The organism is Streptomyces griseus, assembly GCF_001715295.1.
Lineage (GTDB): Bacteria > Actinomycetota > Actinomycetes > Streptomycetales > Streptomycetaceae > Streptomyces > Streptomyces griseus_G.
The window spans coordinates 468,966-490,068 of record NZ_MDKB01000004.1 but is presented as its reverse complement, the minus strand read 5'-3'; the positions used below and the strand labels follow the sequence as shown (position 1 = coordinate 490,068).

At 68.4% G+C, this 21,103-nt stretch carries 14 protein-coding genes and 7 pseudogenes; 9 read left to right on the top strand and 12 right to left on the bottom strand.

All coding sequences use genetic code 11. From position 1 onward, the window contains the following. Positions 1 to 104 precede the first annotated feature (104 nt). The 3 genes and pseudogenes from BA175_RS31280 to BA175_RS23760 form a co-directional block, all read left to right on the top strand. A pseudogene (locus BA175_RS31280) lies at positions 105 to 287 on the top strand (IS3-like element ISAar45 family transposase); the annotation flags it as partial. Then, positions 285 to 530, top strand: a pseudogene (locus tag BA175_RS30035) (transposase); the annotation flags it as partial. The pseudogenes BA175_RS31280 and BA175_RS30035, both read left to right, overlap by 3 nt. 119 nt (positions 531 to 649) lie before the next feature. Then, on the top strand, positions 650 to 3,112 hold the full coding sequence (locus tag BA175_RS23760; RefSeq protein WP_175420905.1) for a protein kinase domain-containing protein: 2,463 nt from the start codon (positions 650 to 652) through the stop codon (positions 3,110 to 3,112). A gap of 908 nt (positions 3,113 to 4,020) precedes the next feature. On the opposite strand, the gene BA175_RS23755 is transcribed toward BA175_RS23760, so the two are convergent. The 3 genes and pseudogenes from BA175_RS23755 to BA175_RS32315 all read right to left on the bottom strand — a co-directional run bounded on the left by BA175_RS23755 (position 4,021) and on the right by BA175_RS32315 (position 6,400). Next, positions 4,021 to 5,073 (bottom strand): LacI family DNA-binding transcriptional regulator, encoded by a 1,053-nt coding sequence (locus BA175_RS23755; RefSeq protein WP_069173514.1) that lies wholly within the window; start codon positions 5,071 to 5,073, stop codon positions 4,021 to 4,023. 154 nt (positions 5,074 to 5,227) lie between these two features. Further along, positions 5,228 to 5,616 (bottom strand): annotated as a pseudogene (locus tag BA175_RS30030) (transposase); the annotation flags it as partial. A gap of 36 nt (positions 5,617 to 5,652) precedes the next feature. Beyond that, positions 5,653 to 6,400: pseudogene (locus BA175_RS32315) on the bottom strand (transposase family protein). Here BA175_RS32315 and BA175_RS23750 point away from each other — a divergent pair. After that, positions 6,314 to 7,165 (top strand): LysR substrate-binding domain-containing protein, encoded by an 852-nt coding sequence (locus tag BA175_RS23750; RefSeq protein WP_069173513.1) that lies wholly within the window; start codon positions 6,314 to 6,316, stop codon positions 7,163 to 7,165. The pseudogene BA175_RS32315 and the gene BA175_RS23750 overlap by 87 nt on opposite strands. Before the next feature lie 172 nt (positions 7,166 to 7,337). On the opposite strand, the gene BA175_RS23745 is transcribed toward BA175_RS23750, so the two are convergent. Beyond that, complete coding sequence (locus BA175_RS23745) at positions 7,338 to 8,111, bottom strand: MBL fold metallo-hydrolase (protein WP_217493229.1); 774 nt, start codon at positions 8,109 to 8,111, stop codon at positions 7,338 to 7,340. Positions 8,112 to 8,790: 679 nt separating this feature from the next. Next, positions 8,791 to 9,036 (bottom strand): annotated as a pseudogene (locus BA175_RS23740) (transposase); the annotation flags it as partial. A 129-nt stretch (positions 9,037 to 9,165) separates the two neighbouring features. Here BA175_RS23740 and BA175_RS23735 point away from each other — a divergent pair. Continuing rightward, positions 9,166 to 9,903: a dienelactone hydrolase family protein gene (locus tag BA175_RS23735; RefSeq protein ID WP_069173510.1), complete on the top strand. Its 738-nt coding sequence runs from the start codon at positions 9,166 to 9,168 to the stop codon at positions 9,901 to 9,903. A gap of 126 nt (positions 9,904 to 10,029) precedes the next feature. On the opposite strand, the gene BA175_RS23730 is transcribed toward BA175_RS23735, so the two are convergent. The 5 genes and pseudogenes from BA175_RS23730 to BA175_RS23710 form a co-directional block, all read right to left on the bottom strand. Further along, a complete protein-coding gene (locus tag BA175_RS23730; RefSeq protein ID WP_069173509.1) occupies positions 10,030 to 12,480 on the bottom strand; it encodes an ABC transporter permease in 2,451 nt (816 codons plus the stop codon). Then, positions 12,477 to 12,902: pseudogene (locus BA175_RS23725) on the bottom strand (ABC transporter ATP-binding protein); the annotation flags it as partial. The gene BA175_RS23730 and the pseudogene BA175_RS23725, both read right to left, overlap by 4 nt. A 466-nt stretch (positions 12,903 to 13,368) precedes the next feature. Next, positions 13,369 to 13,860 carry a Dps family protein gene (locus tag BA175_RS23720; protein ID WP_069173508.1) on the bottom strand — a complete coding sequence of 164 codons (492 nt, stop codon included), beginning with the start codon at positions 13,858 to 13,860 and terminating at the stop codon, positions 13,369 to 13,371. Between the two features lie 351 nt (positions 13,861 to 14,211). After that, complete coding sequence (locus BA175_RS23715) at positions 14,212 to 15,051, bottom strand: alpha/beta fold hydrolase (RefSeq protein ID WP_069173507.1); 840 nt, start codon at positions 15,049 to 15,051, stop codon at positions 14,212 to 14,214. Between the two features lie 344 nt (positions 15,052 to 15,395). Then, positions 15,396 to 15,869, bottom strand: a complete 474-nt coding sequence (locus tag BA175_RS23710) for a nuclear transport factor 2 family protein (RefSeq protein ID WP_069173506.1) — start codon at positions 15,867 to 15,869, stop codon at positions 15,396 to 15,398. A 1,082-nt stretch (positions 15,870 to 16,951) separates the two neighbouring features. On the opposite strand from BA175_RS23710, the gene BA175_RS31935 reads away from it, so the two are divergent. From BA175_RS31935 to BA175_RS30015, 3 genes and pseudogenes are all read left to right on the top strand, one after another. After that, positions 16,952 to 17,473, top strand: a complete 522-nt coding sequence (locus tag BA175_RS31935) for an ATP-binding protein (RefSeq protein WP_254667974.1) — start codon at positions 16,952 to 16,954, stop codon at positions 17,471 to 17,473. Then, positions 17,439 to 18,014, top strand: coding sequence for a TetR/AcrR family transcriptional regulator (locus tag BA175_RS23705; RefSeq protein ID WP_069173732.1), 576 nt, complete (start codon positions 17,439 to 17,441; stop codon positions 18,012 to 18,014). Before BA175_RS31935 ends, BA175_RS23705 begins: the two co-directional genes overlap by 35 nt. A 73-nt stretch (positions 18,015 to 18,087) precedes the next feature. Next, a pseudogene (locus BA175_RS30015) lies at positions 18,088 to 18,548 on the top strand (thiamine pyrophosphate-dependent enzyme); the annotation flags it as partial. Positions 18,549 to 18,739: 191 nt separating this feature from the next. Here the strand turns inward: BA175_RS30015 and cynS are convergent. Then, positions 18,740 to 19,210, bottom strand: coding sequence for a cyanase (cynS, locus tag BA175_RS23695; protein ID WP_069173504.1), 471 nt, complete (start codon positions 19,208 to 19,210; stop codon positions 18,740 to 18,742). A gap of 109 nt (positions 19,211 to 19,319) precedes the next feature. Then, positions 19,320 to 19,937, bottom strand: a complete 618-nt coding sequence (locus tag BA175_RS23690; protein ID WP_069173503.1) for a carbonic anhydrase — start codon at positions 19,935 to 19,937, stop codon at positions 19,320 to 19,322. Positions 19,938 to 20,061: 124 nt separating this feature from the next. On the opposite strand from BA175_RS23690, the gene cynR reads away from it, so the two are divergent. Beyond that, positions 20,062 to 20,970 (top strand): transcriptional regulator CynR, encoded by a 909-nt coding sequence (gene cynR, locus BA175_RS23685; protein ID WP_069173502.1) that lies wholly within the window; start codon positions 20,062 to 20,064, stop codon positions 20,968 to 20,970. The last annotated feature ends 133 nt before the right edge of the window (positions 20,971 to 21,103 follow it).

The following is a 21,103-nucleotide window of genomic DNA, read 5'->3' as shown; positions in this document are numbered from 1 at the left end:
CGCCCCACCTGTACGCCGCTCGGCCGCCCGCCGAGGTCTTCGCAGAGCAGCTACGCTCGCCGCAACAGTCCGGTGTTGCAACGACTGGTTGAACTCGCCCAGTCCGCTCACGGAAGTTCGTGTCCGTTCTCGCACGTCACGACCTGATCGGCTCCATGGGCCGGGTCGGTGCGGCCGGCAACAACGCGGCGACGGAGAGCTTCTTCGCGCTGCTGCAGAAGAACGTCCTCGACCGCCGTACCTGGGCCACCCGCCAGGAGCTGCGGATCGCGATCGTCACCTGGATCGTCTGCCAGGCCGTCGTCATCGCCACCGGCGTCATCCAGGACGGCGGCCGCGAAGTCGTCGGCGTCACGGTCGGCGACAGCGAGACCGAAGTCTTCTGGGCCCCGTTCCTGTGTCACCTGCGGGAACGCGGCCCGAGTGGCGTCCGCCCGGTCATTTCCGACAGCCACAGCGGTCTGGCCAAAGTGATCCGCACGGTCATGCTCGGCGCCGCCTGGCAGGGCTGCCGGGTCCGCTTGGCCCGCGTTACCCAAACGATTGGCGCAATCGTTTGGGTAGAGCATACTGGCCACCAGGGAGCATCCGGCTACGGCAACGGGGAGGCTTGATGAGGTGGTTGGGCAGACGGCGCGAAACAACGCCGGTGTCCCCTGACTTCATCGCGGCGCTGCGGGAGAGCAGCGAGACTGCGGAGCTGATCGGGCGTCAGGGCAACGCGGAGCTTGCGGCGGAACGGTACGGCGAACTGGTTGCGGAAGCGGAACGCGTTCTGGGCCGGCGAGATACGGATACCTTGGCGTTGCGACACCAGCTGGCCCACTGGACCGGTGAGTCAGGTCGGGGCGAAGCCGCAGTCCAGCTGTTCACGGATTTGTTGGCCGACCGGGAGCGGCTGCAGGGGCCGTGCCATCCGGACACCGAACTGGCCCGGCACCAACTCGCTCACTGGCACGGGCGGTCGGGCCGGCCGCAGGAGGCGGTGCGCCGCTACGAGGCCATGCGCCGGTTTGCCGAGCGGGAGAACCGTAGAGAGACCGCCCTCACCCTGCTGTGCGAGGTGGGGTACTGGCAGCAGAAGAGCGGGGACAACGCGGCGGCGCTGCGTGTGTTCTCCCAGATGCTGCAGACCGCGCAACGGGAGCTCGGCCCGGGCCACCGGCTGGTCGGCATCGCACGTCAGCGCTACGCCGAGGTCGCCGGCGTACTGCCGTTCGGCAATGAGGGCGGCCGCGAGGGGCTGCGGGACTTTTTCGCGACGGCTGCCGCGGTCGAGGCCGCCGGAGACTTCCCGCGCGCCGTCCGGATGTACGGGGAGACAGCCGCACGGTTCGAGGAGCTCGACGGTCCGGCCGGCTCCGAGACCCTCTCCGCGCACGTCGCGCAGGCCAAAGCGGCGGTGCGGGCGGAGGACTACGCGACGGCTGTCGGCTGTTTCGACCGGGTGCTCGCGTGCATGGAGCTCCAGGGGCAGCTGCCGGGCTCCTCGATGTATGACACCGTCCGCGGGCAGCGCGACGAACTCGCCCGTGCAGCCGGCCGCACGGTACTGCGCATCGCGGAACGGACCGCGACGCTGCTGGGGGAGGCGGTACAGGCGGCGCCGGATGCGGCATGTGCGGTGCTGGCACGCGAGGCCGGCGCAACCGACACGACCCGCCTTACGGTCGTCGACGACGGCGCGGACGACCCGGCAGGACACGCGTGGACAGCGGGGCAGTGGGGCGATGTGCTGCGGGATCTGGCAGGCCAGGGGTATGAGGCGACGGCCCTGTGCTTCGCCCGTGCCGACCGGCGGCCAGCGCCCGAAGAGGCCTCTGTATGCGCGGAGTTGGGACTGCCGGGTGTCTACGTGTCCCGCTTGAGTGACGAGCACGTAGAGGTCGAGGTGTTCGTCTTCGGGGAGGGCGGGCCGGAGAAGGCGCGGTTTGTCGTGGTGAAGGACGACCAGGACCAGCGGCTCACGACGAGTGACCTGGATGCGCGGCCGACGACGTCTGCGGGAACCGCGGGTGTGGGCAGGATCGCGGTGCACCCCCAGGCCGTGGCCCTGGGTGGCTGGCGCGAGATGGAGCGGGCGCGGCCCGCGGCCGGTACGGACCGGCCGCGGGCTTTCGGCACGTACGAGGTGCTGGAGTGTGTCGGCGAGGGCGGCTTCGGGAGGGTCTACCTGTGCCAGGACGCTGACGGGCTGATGGTCGCGGTCAAGACGCTGCACGCGCACCTCGCGGCGGCTCCCCCGATCAAGCGGGGCTTCGCCGACGAGGTGCGGGCGGCCCAGCGGGTCGACGGACGGTACACCGTGCCGGTGATCGCAGCGGACACCGGCGGTGCGACCCCGTGGATGGCGGTGCCGTACGTGGCCGCCCCTTCGCTGCAGGAACTCGTCGAGCACTGCGGCCGGCTGGAGGCCGACCTGGTGCGCACGCTGGGAGCGGGCATCGCCCTCGCCCTGGGCGCCATTCATATCGAGGGCATCGTGCACCTTGATCTCAAGCCGGCCAACGTACTGCTGACCGAGGACGGCCCACGCGTGATCGACTTCGGTATCGCCCAGATCGAACGGCTCACCGGACCCAGGCGTGGCTTCGCCGGCACCTACGCCTACGCCTCCCCCGAGCAACTGCGTGAGCAGCCCACCTTCACACCCGCGAGCGATGTCTTCTCCCTGGGCACCGTCCTTGCCCGCCTCGCCCTGGGGCGCAGCCCCTGGGGCCGGGACACGCCGTCCGTGGTCGCGAACATCCGGGCCGGCACACCCGATCTCGCCGGGCTGCCGAAGGACCTCATGCAGGTGGTCCGGTCATGCCTTCAGCCCGATCCGGACCAGCGGCCGACGGCCACCGCCGTGGCCGAGACACTGGTTCCGGGAGCCGGCGACGGCAGGATCGACCCGCCGCCGCTGCCGGAACAGGCGCGGGCTCTGGTCACGGAGCACGCCACCATGCCTGCCACACGCCATCACGAGACGCTCGCCCACACGCGAGCTCATGCTGCTGAAGACACCGCCTGGGCCGCGCTGCGGGCTTCCCCCGCGGTCGACGCCACAGCCACGGCCACAGCGTCCTCTCGCGATCCGGCCGTGCAGCCCGCCGAGCAGGGTGAGTGACTTCGTCGAGTCATAGCCGACGTCGAGGTGCACGCAGATGCAGTCGGGTAGCAGCCCGACTCCGGCCAGTGGATCCGGAGCATGGAGAGCTGTAAAGATACTCTCGTCGCGAATGCCCTGCCCTTGGAGGCCGCCGCCGAGCATGCCGGCGCGGTGACCCGGCCGCGGGTCCTGAGGCCGGCCTGCCGAACCCCTTGCGCCAATGGCGGTCGTGCGTACCAAGGAGGGGCTATCTATGGGCTGTCCCGCAATTCCCGGTGGATCAGTGTGCGGCGTCAGATGCGGTGCATCGCAAGGCGGATGGGCGTCCGCATACTGGATGTATGGGGACGTTCCGACAACGCGGCGAGGTGCCGTAGCTGCCGTCGCGCGCCCGCCGGGGATTGCGGGACAGTCCTTAGGTGGAAGTGCGGTCCGGCAGGGCGGGCCGCGTCGCGCTTTCCAGCTATCGCCAGGAGCATGCGGGCCACCGCCGTTCCGCCGTGCGGGACGGGGTGAAACTGCCGGAATCACCGAGGGCGCGCGGTGTGATGAAGCGCGCTGGCCAGTCGCCGGGCACCAACAGTACGGTCTCGGCGGTTGCGGGTTCGCTTCACGCTTCACCGTCGGCCGAGACCACCCGTACCCGCGCGGTCGCGCAGGTACGGGCGGAGCGGCGCGAAAGGTCACGGCACCAGGATCTGCTCTGCGGACTCCACCCGGACGATGTCCGAATTGCTCGGCTCCATTTCGTAGGCGGTCTGCGCCCATTCCTGTCGTGGGACGGCGCGTAGCGCCACGGGCATGCGCCGCCCTGACCGCAGTTCCTGCCCGCTCGTAGCGATCGGGTGATGAGTGCATCGGTGCGTCGAAGAGCCGCCGACCACGGTCACGCCGCAGATCGGTCCATGCGCCTGCGGGCGACGTTCTCAGCTGAGTGCGGGCCCGATGGGAGCGCCGCTGGAAGCACGGGTGACGAGCCCGGGGCGCAGGTGCTGGGAGGTGGCGGGTTCACCGGCGATGCGGTGCAGGAGTTGTCGTACGGCCGCGCGACCGAGTTCGGTCATAGGTGAGTGGACACTGGTCAACGGTATGGGCAGTTCGGCGGCGAGAGGGGTGTCGTTGAAGCCGACCAGGGCGAAGTCGCTGCCGGGGCGCAGGCCCAGGTCGCGGGCGGCGCCCATGGCGCCGAGGGCGGCGAGGTCGTTGACTGCGAAGAGCGCGGTGGGCCTGTCGGCGAGCGCGAGCAGCTCCTTCGCGGCCCGACGTCCGCCGGGGATGTCGAAGGAACAGTGGCGCAACTGGTGGCCCGGGACCGGCAGGCCGGCCTCACGGTAGCGGTCCCGGAAGCCTGCCGCGCGGTCGGTTCCGGTGCTGGCGAACGGTTCTCCGGCGATCACCGCGACCCGGCGGTGCCCCAGTCCCAGCAGGTGTTCAGCCGCCATCCGCCCGCCCAGGAAGTCGTCGCAGGTCACGGCGGGATGATCCCCGTCCGTGCGGCGGTTGACCAGGACGTACGGGACGCGTCGCAACGCGGGGTCGGCCAGCACAGCGCCGTCGAGATGAGCGTCACCGATGATCAGCCCGTCCACCCGGCGTCCCAGCACCATTGCGATCCGCTCCCGCTGCACGGCGGGATCGTCGCGGGTGTTGGTCACGAAGACCGACAGCCCGTGTGCAGCCGCCTCCTCCTCCACACCCTCGTAGATGGTGGCCACCACGATCTCCGACAGACGCGGAAAGAGCACACCCACCAGGTTGCTGCGCCGGGTACGCAGACTGGTGGCGTGCGGATTGGGCCGGTAACCCAACTCCCGGGCAAGGGAACGAATGCGCTGCGCCGTCTCCCCGGACGCCGCCCGGCCCTGCACGTCCGCCTTGCCGTTGAGGACCCGCGACACCGTCGAGACATGCAGCCCCAGCCGCTCTGCGATCCCCTGCAACGTGGCCGGCTCGTTCGTACCCGTCGTAGCGCCACCCATCTCATCCACGGTCCCATTGTGGCCGAGTCCGCCACAGCCCCTGACATGTGCGCACGCAGGACCCTCTCACCGCCACCCGCGGGAGCGGCCTGTCAGCCGAGCTCCGGCTGACCTGGGGTCTGTCCAGTCAACGGCTGATCTTGGTTGTTGATTGTCAGTAGCCTCGGAGGGGGAGACGCCCTTCGAAGGCGATCTGGAAGGCGTTCAGAGGCGCCTTCCAGCGCATCGTCCAGCGGCGCCGGCCCTTGCCGGTCGGGTCCAGGCTCATCAGCGCCATGCAGACGCACTTCAACGCGGCGGCCTCCGTCGGGAAGTGGCCGCGGGCCCGGACCGCCTTGCGGATGCGGGCGTACGCTCTCGATCGCGCTCGTCGAACAGATCACCTTGCGGATCTCGATGCCGAAGGACAAGAAGGGAGGGGACCATCTCGGCCCAGGCGTCGGACCACAGCTTGATCACGGTCGGATGCTTGCTGCCCCACCTCTCGGAGATCTCCAGGAACCGCTCGGTCGCGGCAGCCTCGCTCGGCGCGGTGTAGAAGGGCATCACATCACGCGCGACCTTGAGCTCTTTCCAACTTCAGGCTGACGCGTGGTGGTGAAGGACGAGGGCGGCCTTCACCATGTCGGTGATGCGGTTGGTGCTGAAGCGGAGCTTCCGCAGGAGCCGCCGGCCCTTGAGGGTGGCCATGGCCTGCTCGCCGAGGCAGCGGATCTTGGCGTGGGTGATGTTGTGACGGCGCTTCCGTCTATTGAGACGGCGGCCCCGAAACGGGCCTCGGACGGTTCCGCCGGCACCTTGATACGCCTGTCAGCCGAGCATCTGAGTCCCGCTTCAGCGAGGGCTTCGATAATCCCGTGCTGGCGCGCGGCGGTGAGGTCGTGAGTGGAGCCGGGCAGCGCGGGCGAGGCCAGAGCAGTCGTCCGAACGGGTCGGTGAGGACTGGGACGTTCATGCCGTGGCGCTTGTGTTTCCCGGAGTAGTACGGGGTGTCGGCGGCGATCCGGTCGATCGGCAGCAGGGTGCCGTCGAGGATGACGAACGCCTTCGCCCGGATCGTCTCGATCTTCCAGTGTCCCCTGATCCAGGCAGCGAGCTGGGCGCCGGTCACCGCGCCGGGCGGCAGGCGGGTGATCAGGTAGACGCGCTCGATGGTGAGCTTGTCGCTGTTGAAGTCCTTCCTCCAGCGCACGACTCGAGCGGCAGCGACACCGATACCGTACGGATATAGTCGCCGTTCATGGAGCTGCGCACGCTGCGCTATTTCGTGGCCGTCGCCGAGGAACGCCACTTCGGCCGGGCCGCCGTGCGGCTGCACATGAGCCAGCCGCCGCTGAGCCGAGCGATCAAGCGGCTGGAGAAGGACCTCGGTGTCGTACTCCTGCACCGCTCCGCCACCGGCGTGGCGCTCACCCCGGCCGGCGCGACGGTGCTGGACGAGGCGCGCACCCTGCTCCGCCAGGCCGACCAGATGCGCGTGCGCGTGGCTGCCGTGGCCGGCACCGCGACCATCACCATCGGCATGCTTGCGGACAGCGCCGACCCGGGAGCGATGCGGCTGGCCGTGGCGTATCGCCGAGAGCACCCCGGAGTCGAGGTCCGCATCCGCGAGACCGATCTGACCGATCCGACCTGCGGGCTACGCGCTGGGCTGGTCGACGTCGCCCTGACTCGCGGGCCGTTCGACGAGACGGGCCTGGCCGTGTACGAGTTGCGCGCAGATCCGGTGGGAGCACTGCTGCGCGCCGACGACCCGCTGGCCCACCGCGACAGCCTGGAACTGGCCGATCTGGCTGACCGCCGCTGGTTCCGGTTCCCGGAGGGCACCGACCCCGCCTGGCAGTCGTACTGGAACGGCGGCGAACCCCGCGATGGTGCGGTGGTGCGGGCCGTCCAGGAGTGCATCCAGGCGGTGCTCTGGAACGGCACTGTCGGGATGACCTTGATCGGGCATGGCCAGTCCGAGGAGTTGGCCGTGGTCCCGCTGATCGACATGCCGCCGAACCGCGTGGTGGCGGCGTGGAACAAGGGGGACACGAACCCGCTGATCCGGTCGTTCGTCGAGATCGCGCAGACCGCCTACCAGGAGTGATGTACGGGCTCTCGGCCGCATCTGTTCCGTCACGGCGTGATCGCGGTCTGGCTGCGGACGAGGTCGCCATCTCTTGCTTGCCCGCCATGAAACCTGGTGGGCTCCGGGTCCGGACGTTGACGTTGAACAACTCAGACGCCATTGAGCGCCGGTGAGTCGGGGTTGGTGTTGATCAGTTGAGCAGCTTCGGGATCCCGTCGTAGGCAGAGACGTCGTGCGACGGGACGATGTGCATGGCGTCCGCGAGTGCGATCATGCGAAGCATGTCCTCGCGCACCAGTTGGGGATCGGTGTCGGCGAGCATGCGCATCAGGAGGGGCCGCTCGGCACGACGGCGGATGGCATCGAGTTGCCAGGTCAAATCGCCGATGAAGGCGTACCGCTTACCGGTCGGCAAAGTGACGAAGACGATTACGGAGCCATTCGTGTGGCCACCGGCGGCGGCGACAACTACGGAGCCGTCGTCATAAACGTCAAAGGTCGACGAAAATCCAAGATAGGATGCCGTCTTGAACTGATATCGGTGCAACCTGCGACTTTCGGAAACCTCGCGGAAAACTCTTCCTCCCTTACCTTCACCCGCATATTGCAGTTCGTCGTCATTGATCCAGATGGGAAGCTGGAGATCGTCGAGACCGCTCACGTGGTCCCAGTGAGAATGCGTTACCAGCACACCACGGAGCCTGCCGTGGTCGTAGCCGCTGGCTTTCAATTGCTCGCTCACGGTCCGGGTCAACCGGTGAGGAGCGCGCTCCATCCGGGGGAGAGTCTGCATGTGCGCCGCAACCTGGGAGCCGAAGCCCGCATCGATCAGTAGGTCACCCTTGGGGTGCTGCACCAAGACCGACGTTGCGGCGAAATTGCGCTTTTCGTGGAATGAGCCGCCTTTGAATGCGAAGACCGCCCTGGTTTCGTAGGTCCCCGTAGGCAACTGGTAGACAGCCATGTCAGATGGCGGCGCAGCCTCGGGGAGGGGACCCGCCCAGGAAGATGGCATGGGAAGAGGTGACATGCTGGCTATTCTCTGGCGCCAGTACCCGGGTGTCCAATACCTGATCCGAAGGCCCGATACCCCTGAGGTATCGGGCTTCTCCGGGCCTTAGAGCGGTATTGGCGACGCCATTCCAAAGAGCACGCAGCACCCGCCGGCTCCTCGTCGGCGGCCGTCTCCTGCTGGGCCTGTGGGGCCCTCCCACTCTTCGGAGGGAATTCCCGTGTGAAGGGCTCTGCTGAGGAATGCGTGATTCGAGCAGGCCGAGTCGTTGGTCCCCATGGTGGTTGCGGTTGTGGCTGGGAGGGTCGGGAGAGATGTCGCTGGAGCCAGGGCTGATCACGGGGTGCCGGGACTGACGGCTAAGGGCTGTCCCGCAATTCCCGGCGGGCGTGCGACGACAGCTACGGCACCTTTGTCGGAACGTCCCCATACATCCAGTATGCGGACGTCCCTCCGCCTTGCGATGCACCGTATCTGACGCCGCACGCTGATCCACCGGGAATTGCGGGACAGCCCTTAGGAGGGCTTGGTCAGGTTTGTAGGGGTGTGGGTATGTCGCGGTGGCAGGTGGGGCAGGCGCCGGTCCAGGTGGCGAGGAGTGTCTGTAGCTCGCGGACGGCTTGGTAGAGGCTCAGGCCGGCGCCGTGTCTTTTGGGTGACGGGCCAGTCGTTGCAGGGTGCAAAAGGCGTGGGCGGCGGAGACGAGGGTGACGTGGTGGTGCCAGCCGGGGAAGGTGCGGCCCTCGAAATGGGTCAGGCCCAGGGCCTGTTTCATCTCGCGGTAGTCGTGTTCGATGCGCCAGCGGAGTTTGGCCAGCTGCACCAGGGTGGTCAGCGGCATGCCGGAGGGCAGGTTCGACAGCCAGAACTGCACCGGTTCTCTCTCGTCGGCACGATCTTGAAGTCCTGAGGGCTCGGCCCGCGCATTTCAGAGGGCCCGGCCGGTCTTCTGCCAACGGCAGACGACCGGCCGGGCCGGACTCGACGATCACTACAGTCCAGTCTCATGACGGCGATTACGACGCGTACGGTCGAGTACCCGGCGGACGGTTTGACGATGATCGGGCACCTCGCGCTCCCGGCCGGTGTCGACCGTCGGCCCGCGGTGTTGCTCGGACCGGAGGGCATGGGGCTCAGTGACGTCGAGCGCCGCCGAGCCGATGCTCTCGCCGAGCTGGGATATGGAGTGCTGGCCTTCGACCTTCACGGCGGGCGCTATGTGGGTGACCCCGAGGAGATGCTGGCCCGTTGCATGCCACTGCTCGCTGATCCCGACCGGATGCGGCGCATCGGCCATGCGGCACTCGACGAGTTGCGCACCGAGCCCCGGACCGACCCCGACCGGATCGCCGCCATCGGCTACGGCACCGGGGGCGCCATCGCGCTGGAACTTGGGCGAAGCGGCGTCAACCTGCGCGCGATCGGGACAGTCAACGCAACTACCACGGGCCGGCCGGGCGAGGCGGCGCGCATCCGCTGCCCGGTGTGGGCCGGGGTCGGATCGGAGGACCCGATCATGCCGCCCGCGCAACGAAACGCGTTCACCGCTGAGATGCAGGCCGCGGGCGTCGACTGGCGCCTCATGGTCTACGGCGGCGCCTTGCACGCCTTCCACCACCCGCCGGTCGACCACCCCGTGGTCCCTGGCGTCGGCTACCACCCACAGCACGCGCAGCGAGCCTGGCGCGACGTCGTCGACCTGCTCGCCGAGTGCCTGCCCGTGACGGAGAATCTGAGGGCATGAGCCAGGCAAAAGGCCTGGCGCCAGGCCTGGCCCGCGTCATGCGCTGACAGTCCCCTCCCCTCACGTCCGCACAGCAGAACCACATTCGAGGGGATGCTCGATAGATCCCGAACCGTAGGCACCGCGCTACTCGGTGCGCAGCGCCGTGGCTGTACGCGCCCTGGCCGCCCAGCCGGCCGGGATCAGCGCGCCCAGTACCGCGATCAAGACCCCGCCCAGCCCCAGCAGGAGCAGCTGGACAGGCTCGTACACACCGAGGACAGGCGACGGCAGACTGGTGCCTACGGCACGCCCCATCACCGGCATGACGAGGCCGTGCAGCGCGTACCCCGCCGGCACGCCGATCAGCGCGCCAATCACGCCGATCGCGGTCACCGAGGCGAGTACGAGGCTCATGGTCTGCCGCGGCGTCATGCCGATCGCCTTGCAGACGCCCAGGTCGTGGATGCGTTCCCGGGTGTCGAGGACCACGGAGTTGAGTACGCCGAGACCGGCCACGGTGATCAGCATGAGGGTGAGCAGCACCGCCATTGCGGCCATGACGAGGATGACGCCGTCCTGCCCCGACTCGGAGCCGGTCGTGGCGTCGCCCCCCAGCGGCTGTACGACCGCGGCGACCTTCTGGGCGTACTCCTCGGCGGAGACACCGGACTTCGTCTCGACGAGGAAGGTGCTGGGCTCGGCCGACGTGAAGTCGGCCATGTCCGCGTGGATCTCCAGTTGGCTGCCCGACGTGTCGAAGGACTCGCCCACGATCCGCAGGTTCGCGGTCTCCTTCTGGTAGGTCACCCTCACCGTGTCACCGAGCTTGGTGCCGGTCCTTTCCAGGAAGCGTGAGGGCACCACGACCTGCCCCTTACCCGTGATCCAGTGCCCGGAGAGCATGTCGTAGCTGCCGGGATGCGAATCGCCCTCGTAGAGGCTGGCCTGGATCGATGCTGAGACCCCGGCCACGGCGACCTCGGTCTGGGCTTTGCCGTAGTCCGACTTCATGCCCGGCTGCGACGTGACAGCGGACCGCACCTTCGCCGGGTCGGCGACCTTGGGCTTCTTGGACGTGCTCGCCGCTCTGTTCTCCACGGGAGGCGGGCCCGACTCGCTGCCGCCAGGGGAAGGCGGATCTCCCGCGTCGCCCCCCGCAGGAGGCGGCGGTGGGGGAGCGACGTCGATCGCCTTGGTCGTGGTGACCGTGACCGCGGCACGGTTCTCGGGGTTCTGTGAGGTGCCGATCGCGTTCAGGGACGAGGTCAGCCCCACCGCGAACGTCGCCGCGACGGTGCCGAACGCCACCGCGAGCAGCATCGCGAGGGTACGGACCGGATGCGTGCAGGGGGTGGCGAGACCGTAGGTCACCGGTCGCGGCAGCGGCAGCGTCCCCATCGCCCGGTGCGCCCACTGGCCGCGCCCCGTGCGCGGTGCCCGGCCGACCGCGATGGCCTCGATCGTACGCAGCCTTCCGGCCCGCAGCGCGGGAATCAGCGCCGCGAGCCATACGACGACCAGGGCGGCGGCCGGCACTGCGACGTCCACCCACCAGGCCACCGAGAGCGAGACGCCGCCGTACACCGACTCGGTGTCGGCCAGCAGCGGCACTGCCAGGACGTTGCCCAGGACGACACCCAGGGCGATGCCGACGACGGCTGGGATCAGCGCCTGGGCCACGTAGGCGCGTACGACCTCGCGCGGAGTGAAGCCGATCGCCTTGAGAATGCCGATCCTGCGCAGGCTGGTGCCGACCGCGCCACTGATCACACTGCTGACGATGATCACCGACATCACGATGCCGAGCGCGCCGAAAGCCATCACGAACGGGACGGTCGCCGCCGCACCCTGATCAGCGGCGCGCTTGGTGTCCAGCCAGGACTCGGTCCCGAGGAGCGCTCCGGATCCCACGGACGCGGCGAGCTTCTTCCGGTCGGCGAGGATCTGCTGCTTCGTGCTCGCGGAGTCGAAGCGGTAGAGCATCTGACTCGAGACCGGGTTGCCCTTCGAAGCCAGCGCGTGGATCTGCGCGGGGGCTGCCCAGGCCTCGGCGGACTTGCTGACCGACACGGCGAAGCCGACGATCGAAAGGGTCGGGGCGTCCTTGGCGCTCGACGTCCTCATGGGGGTGCCGACCCCGAGGACGGGCCCCTCGAACGACGCGTCGAGCACGATCTCGCCGGGCTTCTGCGACCACCGGCCGGACTTCAGAACCACCCGGTCCACGGCGCCGTCCGGAACGGACCGCCCGACCAGGGTCAGCGTCGGCAGGTGGAAGCCCGACCGGTCCACCGGGCGGATCGCCGTGGACGGGTACGGTCCCGCGCTCGCGGTGACGCCGGGCAGCTTCCCGGTCTTCGCCAGCTGCGCCGTACTCGCCTTGGCCGGATCGAACTGCGCGGTGATGTGTGAGCCCTGCTGCTTCTTGAATGCCTTGTCGAAGGGCGCGGCCGCGGCGACCATCAGCGACCCGGCGACCACGGCCGAGGCCACGGCCATCATCGTGGCCACGGCGATCACCACGGTCTGCACCCGCCGTCGACCGACGCCGGAACGTACGACTCGGCCCAGCGCGCCGGTACCGAGCAGGCTCATCGGACGGCCTGCACGTACGTGTCGAGGGCGACGTGACCGTCGACCAGGTGGATCGTGCGGCTCGCGCACGCCTCCGCCAGCGTCAGGTCATGTGTCACCAGCACGATGGTCTGTCCGGCGCGGTGCAGATCCATCAGCAGATTGCGGACGTCGTGGCCCGAGGCGGTGTCGAGCGCACCGGTGGGCTCGTCGGCGAGCAGCAGCGCGGGCCGGTTGACCAACGCCCGGGCGACCGCGACCCGCTGGCGTTCCCCTCCGGACAGGCGGCCCGGGTAGGCGCGGGCATGCTTCCGGATCCCCAGCACCTCCATCAGCTCACCCGCGCGGGCCGCGGCCTTGCGCCGACTGGTCCCGGCCAGCTGGGCCGGGAGCTGGATGTTGTCGGTGACGGTGAGGTCGTCGAGAAGATTGAAGAACTGAAAGGTCCCTTCCGGCAGCGGCAAGTCCACGCTGCTGAACCTTGTCGCCGGCCTGGACAAGCCGACCGTGCACCGCCTTCGCAGCACCTCCGGCCGCAGCACGGTCGCCCTCGCCTACGTGGACGCCGGCAACGGCTCGGCCACCTACGATGTCCTCACCGCCTGGGACCCGATCGACATCCCGCTTAAGCCCGACGTGGCGTTGCTACACACCGGCGCGATCGCATGCGCCGCGCCGGCGCCCACCCACCCACCACGAGATCGACTCTGTCCTCTCCAGCGCCCGGGCCCGACAAAACCTGCAGGCATGACCAGGAACGCGGTGCCCGCTGACCAGGCAAAACGGCACGTCACTGCAATCAAGAGCGCTCCGCTACCGCTGATTTCCGAACGGATCTTCCGGTCTACTCGATCGACTGCGTGGACAGGGTTCCTGTGGCCGGCGTCCTGGGTTGACGAGTCGCTTCGTCTACAACCTTGCTCCGGCTTCGACAGGGCCAGCGCTCGGCTGCGCGGAAGTGTTCGGCGTGCGGTTCTCGGCGGAGACCATCCATGCGAGCTGCTCGAGGCGGCCGATAAAGCCGTGGAGGAGGTCGGCGGTCGTCGGGTCTTCCTCGTCGACCTCGTCGTGGACGTCGCGTATGGTGCCGGTTGCCTGGTAGAGGCGCAGGGTCATCTGGTCGATGGCGTCGTGGGTCGTGATCTCGCCCTCGGGGAACTGGTCGAGGTGGCTGGAGGCGGCGACCGTGGAGGATCGCCCGTCCGGGACTGCGTAGAGCGCGCGCATGCGCTCGGCGGTGTCGTCGGCGAACTCACGAGCGGCGTCGACGATCTCGTCGAGCTGCAGGTGGAGGTCGCGGAAGTTGGTCCCGAGGATGTTCCAGTGGGCCTGCTTGCCCTGCAGGTGCAGGTCGATGAGGTCCACCAGGACGGCCTGGAGGTTCTTTTGAGGGTGGGCGATGCGTTCATGAGTGGTGTTCCCTTCGAGGGAGCGAGTCCAGCAGATCGGTGAGGAGGGCGGGGCAGTTCGGTCGCGGAGCCGCCCCGGTGTTGGAGTCGGGAGCGCGAGCCTGACCGGAGGCCACGCGTGTCGTTGGGGCGCTGCCCGATCGGGAATCGTTCACCGGAGGCTTTTGTGCGCCGGCGGCTTGAAGCGGGGAGGGCTGTTGATCCTGCGTGTGATTGCAGATGCCGACTCATCGCGAACGCGTGGCCTCCACGCTGTCGGCAAGGGGGGAAGGCTGAGCCGAGACATTCACGATCATCGGGCGCTTGGCGGGTGATGATCGTGGACGTCTCGGCTCAAGTACGGTCAGGGCTGCTGGACGAACGCGAGGATGTCAGGGTTGATGTCGCTGGCGTTCACGGTGAGCATGCCGTGCGACAGGCCCTCGTAGATCTTCAGGGTCGCATTCTGCAGGAGCTCCGCCTGCTTGAGGGCGGCTTCCTGGTACGGGACGACCTGGTCGTCGTCACCCTGGAGGACGAGCACCGGCACGGTGATGGCCTTGAGGTCTGCGGTCTGGTCGGTTTCCGAGAACGCCTTGATGCCCTCGTAGTGGGCAAGGGCGCTTCCCGTCATCCCCTGGCGCCACCAGTTGTCCACGACCTGCTGCGAAAGCGGGACGCCGTCCCGGTTGAACCCGTAGAAGGGGCCGGAGGCCACGGCGTGGAAGAACTCTGCCCGGTTGGCCGCCAGTGCGTCGCGGAAGCCGTCGAAGACCGAGACGGGAACACCGTCGGGGTGCTCTGCGGTCTGCACCATCAGCGGGGGTACCGCCGCGACGAGTACCGCCTTCGCGACGCGGCCCTGGGGCTGGCCGAACTTCGCCACGTACCGCGCGACCTGTCCGCCGCCGGTGGAGTGGCCGATGTGTACGACGTTGCGCAGGTCCAGGTGCTGCACGACGGCGTCGATGTCGCTGGCGTAGTGATCCATGTCGTGACCGGAGCCGATGTCGGAGGAACGCCCGTGTCCGCGACGGTCGCTGGCGATCACGCGGTAGCCGTGGGAGAGGAAGTACAGCATCTGCGCGTCCCAGTCGTCCGAGGACAGCGGCCAACCGTGGTGGAACATGATGGGCTGGGCGTCGCGCGGGCCCCAGTCCTTGTAGAAGATCTCGGTGCCATCTTGCGTGGTGACGAACGGCATGTCTTACTCCTTGTCTGTGCCGCCGGGATTTGGCGGCACGCATGGCGTCTCGACGGCTTCGCCGCGACGGTGAGCCGCGTCGGTAGGACGGCAGCGGCGAGGCGCCTGGCCGGGGGCGCCGGCTGGTCGGAGGCAGAGGCCGCATGGGGCTGAGCGGTCAGCCGCCCGCGGGTGCTGTGAAGTGGGGGGCGGACCCGGACCGGTCGCCTGACCGACGCCGGTTTGGGGTCTCCGCTCAGCGAGTGGGACCGAGCAGGCGCTGCTCGGTGCGGGCGACGATTCCGAGGAAAGTCGCGTCGCCGTATACACGCGCCAAGATCAGCCCGCCCTGTATTGGTGGCCGGTCAGAGGCCGAGGTCGCTCAGGCCGGGGTGGTCGTCGGGGCGGCGTCCGAGGGGCCAGTGGAACTTGCGCTCCGACTCCTTGATGGGGAGTTCGTTGATGGCGGCGTAGCGGTGGTGCATCAGGCCGTTGGCGTCGAACTCCCAGTTCTCGTTGCCGTAAGCACGGAACCAGTTGCCCGAATCGTCGCGGTATTCGTAGGCGAAGCGCACCGCGATGCGGTCGCCGTCGAAGGCCCACAGCTCCTTGATGAGCCGGTACTCCAGCTCCTTGTTCCACTTGCGGGTGAGGAAGGCGATGATCTCGTCACGGCCGGTGGCGAACTCCGCGCGGTTCCTCCAGCGCGAGTCCACGGTGTAGGCCAGGGCGACCTTCTGCGGGTCGCGGGTGTTCCAGCCGTCTTCCGCCAGGCGGGCCTTCTCGATGGCGGTCTCCCGGCTGAACGGCGGGAACGGGGGGCGTGCTTCGTCAGTCATGGCGCTTCCTTCGGGTCTGTGCGGTATCGCCGCCGACGGGTGTGGGTTCCGCCGACGTGGGTGCACCGTGCGAGAACGTACGTTCTCTCTGGCAGGAACGACGGTACGGGAACGAAGGTTCTCGCGCAAGACCGGACACCCACGACCTGGCAGCTCTCCCTCGGTCGGGCTATCGCGCGCCTCGGCTGGTGGAGCGGCACTTCCGAGGCAAGCCGCCGTGAACGGAGGGAGTCGACGGCCGGGCCCGCACTCGCAGCCGCCCTGTGCGGAAACCTGTCGTGCTGGGGCGGACAACGTGACGACGCAGTTCCAAGTTGTGAAGCGCACGACCCTCACCACGGTCTTGCCGGGCCACGCGATTGCCTCGGAACCGGGCATCCGTAGGAAGCAGCGTCGTTGTCATCCACCGGGGCGGCGCCTGTGTGACTGCCGCCGCCTTCGCATTCCGGCAGGCCTTGCTGGCGTGGCGACCCCCGCGCCGTAGATCCGGGCCCGACGCCGGATCCACGGCGCGGCCGTTCGTGCGTGAGGCTGTACCTGCGGCAGGGGTAGCCGCGCGCATCGAGGGCTTTGGGCTCAGGATTCCCTCGCAGCCTTGAAGACCCTCTCACCTGCGGTGAGCGTGGGCGTTACTCCGGATTCTCGGAAGTTCGGCGTATCCCTCCTGCGCGGAGAACGACCGTTCTGTAGGCTGGCCTCATTCAGTAGAATGATCGTTCTCAGCTGGAGGTTCACAACACTGTCATCGCTGGCCGGACGGATTGCCGGTTCGGTCGCCGCGAGTGCCGCAGGACCGCCGCCTGGGCCCTGACGCCGGCCCGCTCCAGGGCCGAGGGCAGAGAAGCTGCAGAACACGAGCCGGTTGATGGCTCGGAAAGTTCAGGTGGGTGATCCCATGACTCTCTCGCACACCGCGATGCGACCCCCGCCGATGGCGCTGCCCTTGTCCGGCGAGCAGCCCCGGCCGGCCTCCGTGACCCCGGCGCTGGCCCATGCCCGTACGGGCATGCACCGGCACGGCGTGATCGCCCTTCCCGCCCGAGGAGCGCTGGGTACACGCCGCCCGCCACTTCGCCGCATCCCTGCTCGCCCGATGGGACGTCGTCCCGGAGGATCGGGACTCCGTCCTGCTGATCGTCGGCGAGCTTGCGGGGAACGCGGCCCAGCACGGACGGGCCGACATGATCGTGAGCCTCACGTTCGAAGGCCGCGCCGTGCATATCGAGGTTGCCGACTCCGGCGCCACGGCGCCCTCGCCCCACCCTCGCTGCACCGGTGCCCCTGATGAGCACGGCCGCGGCGCGGGCATCGTCGAACTCCTGGCGGACTGGACCGAGACACTCGAGGAACGGGATCACCGGCGGGACCGCGCCGGTCTCCGCGTCGCCACCGCACCGGCTGAGCAGCCCAGGCAGACCTTGCGCTCGCTTGAGTGGGCAGCGGGCAACACGCCCGCCTCGATCCGGGCAGGCGCATTCGGCGACTGGCTGGCCCGCGCCCGGGAATTTGCCGTGCGACATGGTGGCTGTACCGTAGGAGAACGACCGTTTTCGAGAATGGGTGAGCGAAGTGGAACCCGAGAGGACCGAGCAGCGGATCCTTGACGCTGCCGAGGAACTGTTCTACGGCCGAGGCATTCAGTCGGTGGGAATGGATGCGATCCGCACCGCCTCCGGCGTGCCCCTCAAGCGCCTGTACCAGACCTTCCCTTCCAAGGACACTCTGGTCGAGGCGTACCTGAGGCGGCGGGACGCAAGGTGGCTCCGGGATCTTGCCCAGTACTCGGATACCTACGACTCACCCGAGCAGCGGATTCTGGCGGTCTTCGACTGGCTGTTCCTCTGGTTCAGCGAGCAGGGGTTCCGCGGCTGCGGCTTCATCAACTCCTTCGGGGAGCTGGGGGCAACGTCCCAGACCGTGGCCGACATCGCGAAGGCCCACAAGGATGCCTTCCGGCGATATCTTGCCGATCTCGTGGCCGCCGCAGACGCGCCCGCGTGGCTGACCGACCAGCTCGTCCTCCTCGCCGAGGGCGCGATGACCACAGCGGCCATCTCCGGGACTCCAGAGCCCGCCCGTCACGCCAAGGACGCCGCCCGCACCCTGCTGCGGGCCGCTCACGCAGAGGTGGTCACCGCTGCCTGAGCGCGCCGTCGCCTGCACTCACAGCCCCGCTTCCGTTCTCTCCGGGGTGCCACCCAGTGAGCAGGGCGCACCTTACGCGCCCAACACCTGCCTGATCTCCAACGGCCTGTCCGCAATGGGCTTCGCACTGCCCGGAGAGCTCGCCGTGGCCCTGGCTCCACCGGACGTCAAGGTGCTGGCCGCGGTCGGCGACGGTTCGTTCCTCATGCACTCCCAGGAGATCGAAACTGCCGTCCGCGAAGCCATCCCGCTTACCGTGCTGATCTGGGAGGACAACGGCTATGGGCTCATCGAGTGGAAGATGGACCTGACGCTCGGCGAACACCACGCCACCGCCTTCGGCAATCCCGACATCGTCCGCTACGCGGAGAGCTTCGAACCACGGGATACCGGATTGCCGACGCAGAGGAACTGCTGCCCACGCTGCGAACAGCACTGGACGACCCCGGAGTCTCCATCATCGCCTGCCCCGTCGACTACAGCGAAAACCTCAGGCTCACCGCCCGCCTCGGCCAACTGGACGCCGCACTCTGACGCCGTTCTGACTGATCCCGTGGCCCAAGAGAGCGCAAGGCCCCGCCGCCTCACCGCGCCCCCATGTCGTGCTGGGGGCGCGGGAAGCGGCGGGGGAGCCCTGTAATGGTGGCCCTGGTCGCCCGAAGCGAATCGGCGTGCCGGCCCAGGCGCCATATCGGCAGCGGTCGCCGGCACGGCGGACGGCTGGGTCAGAAGGGCTTGGTGGGCAGATACTTGCCGTCCAGGGTGATCACCGCGCGCTCGCCGCCCTCGGGGTCGGCGACCTTCTTCACGTCGAGCTTGAAGTTGATCGCGCTGATGATGCCGTCACCGAACTGCTCGTGGACCAGGGCCTTGAGCGTGGTGCCGTAGATCTGGACGATCTCGTAGAAACGGTAGATCGTCGGGTCGGTCGGGACGCCGCCGGGAATGGATCCGCGGACCGGGATGGCCTGAAGCAGCACGGCCGCCTCCTCATCCAGCTCCAGCAGCTCGGCGACCGCCCTGGCGGCGGCCTCCGGCAGCGGATGCTGACCCAGCAGCGCGGCGGTCGTGAACGCGACCGACAGGCCGCTGGCGTCGGCGAGCTGCTGCCAGGTCAGGTCCTTGCGCGTCTTCGCCTCGACGACTTCGGCAGCCAGAGCCTGGCGGGCAGTGGGGTCGAACTGGGCGTGCACCATGAGGTGTTCCTTCCTATGTGCCGGCCCGCTCCACGGCGGGCACAGCAAACTCGAACGGTCGGGGGACCAGAGCGCCGGACGGCGGCCTGGGGAAGAGAGGCAGGGCGGCTCAGGCCGTGAGGGCGGCGGATGAGCCGGTGCCAGGGTCGAGTTGGTCGACCGCGCCGGTGGGGATGTCGTAGACCCAGCCGCGCAGCGTGAGGGTCTTCGCCGCCAGTGCCCGGGCGACGCTGGGGTGTGTTGCCAGGTTCGCCAGCTGGGCGATCACGTTGTTCCGTACCAGGACGCTCACCTTGTTCTCGCCGGGCTCGGCACTGGCCGCGTGCGGCGCACGGGCCAGGGAGGCGTCCGCGTGTCGCAGCCAGTGGGCGACGGCCGGCAGGTCGGCGAGGTCGTGGCCGTCCGCCAGGGCGGTCATCGCCCCACAGGCGGAATGACCGCAGACGACGATGTCGGACACGCCCAGGACGGCGACGGCGTACTCGATACTCGCCGCGATCCCATCAGCGTTCGGGGTATAGGCGGGCACCAGGTTTCCGGCCGTCCGGATGACGAACAGCTCGCCCGGTTCGCTCTGTGTGATCAGCTCCGGTATGACGCGGGCGTCGGAGCAGCTGATGAACAGGGTGCTGGGCCGGTGCGTGGTGGCCAGGTGCTGAAAGTGCGCCGCCCGGGCGGGGAAGACGCCCCGCTGGAAATGTGCGACTCCCTCGGCGAGGTCTTGCATGATCACTCCTTTCGGCCAGTGCCCGACTGGTGCGGGTTGACGAAATCCACCATGCATGAACTGTGCTTATAGAGTCCAAGACGCCCTGAATATAAGACCTATTGGCCTCATCTATAGTGATGTCATGGGCTTCGAACTGCGTCATCTGCGCTATCTGCTCGCCGTCGCCGAACAAGGCAGCTTCACCCGCGCCGCCGAAGTCCTGCACATCTCCCAGCCGACCCTGTCCCAGCAGGTCAGACAGATGGAACGCCTGATGGGCACGCAGTTCCTTGACCGTACGGGTCGTGCCGTGCGCCTCACCGACGCCGGCGAGACCTACGTCCACTACGCCAGTCGCGCCCTTCAGGAACTCGCCGCTGCTGAACGCGCCGTTCACGACGTGGCCGACCTCTCCCGCGGCAGTCTGCGCCTGGCGGCCACCCCCACCTTCACCGCCTACCTCATCGGCCCCCTCACCGGACAGTTCCACGTCCGTCATCCCGACATCACCCTGAGCATCAGGGAGATGACGCAGGACCGCATCGAGTCCGCCCTCCTTGCCGATGACCTCGACCTCGGGATCGCCTTTCGCGGTGCCCACCTGCCCGGCATCACCACGGACGACTTGTTCACCGAAGCCCTCAGCCTCGTCGTCGGCACCCACCACCCCTACGCCGACCGGACAGACCCACTACCCGTGCGAGAACTGGAAGGCCGCCCCCTGGCCCTGCTCAGCAGCGACTTTGCCACCCGCAGGCACATCGACACCTACTTCGATCAGCACCGCACCACACCGCGCATCGCGCTGGAAGCCAACTCGGTCAATGCAGTCGCCGAAATGATCCAGCGCACCCCTCTGGCATCTGTGCTGCCCGAGGCCATCGCCCAGGATCACCCGCATCTGCGTGCCGTCCCCCTCGACCCGCCCCTGCCCGAGCGCACTGTTACTCTGCTCTGCCGCTCGGGCTCCTACCAAAGCGCTGCCGCCCGGGCTTTCACCCACCTCACCCGACAACGGGTCGCCTCCAGCGGATACTCCTCCTCCCCGTGAGGTCGCGGAGGCAGCGGTCGGTGGCCCATGGCGCAGGGATGCCGTCTGTCGAGCGGACAGGTCGAGCCGTGGAACTCTCCCTTCGTACGGCACACCCTCTGATCGGAGGAATAGTCAAATTCTGTGGACCGAC

Excerpts from the sequence above, each read along its gene's own strand:
- BA175_RS23755 (WP_069173514.1), bottom strand. The coding sequence starts at position 5,073 with ATGGGTGGCGCTACGACGGGTACGAACGAGCCGGCCACGTTGCAGGGG.
- BA175_RS23690 (WP_069173503.1), bottom strand. The coding sequence starts at position 19,937 with ATGCAAGACCTCGCCGAGGGAGTCGCACATTTCCAGCGGGGCGTCTTC.
- cynR (WP_069173502.1), top strand. The coding sequence starts at position 20,062 with ATGGGCTTCGAACTGCGTCATCTGCGCTATCTGCTCGCCGTCGCCGAA.
- BA175_RS23710 (WP_069173506.1), bottom strand. The coding sequence starts at position 15,869 with ATGACTGACGAAGCACGCCCCCCGTTCCCGCCGTTCAGCCGGGAGACC.
- BA175_RS23735 (WP_069173510.1), top strand. The coding sequence starts at position 9,166 with ATGACGGCGATTACGACGCGTACGGTCGAGTACCCGGCGGACGGTTTG.
- BA175_RS23745 (WP_217493229.1), bottom strand. The coding sequence starts at position 8,111 with ATGGCTGTCTACCAGTTGCCTACGGGGACCTACGAAACCAGGGCGGTC.
- BA175_RS23750 (WP_069173513.1), top strand. The coding sequence starts at position 6,314 with ATGGAGCTGCGCACGCTGCGCTATTTCGTGGCCGTCGCCGAGGAACGC.
- BA175_RS23715 (WP_069173507.1), bottom strand. The coding sequence starts at position 15,051 with ATGCCGTTCGTCACCACGCAAGATGGCACCGAGATCTTCTACAAGGAC.
- cynS (WP_069173504.1), bottom strand. The coding sequence starts at position 19,210 with ATGGTGCACGCCCAGTTCGACCCCACTGCCCGCCAGGCTCTGGCTGCC.
- BA175_RS23730 (WP_069173509.1), bottom strand. The coding sequence starts at position 12,480 with ATGAGCCTGCTCGGTACCGGCGCGCTGGGCCGAGTCGTACGTTCCGGC.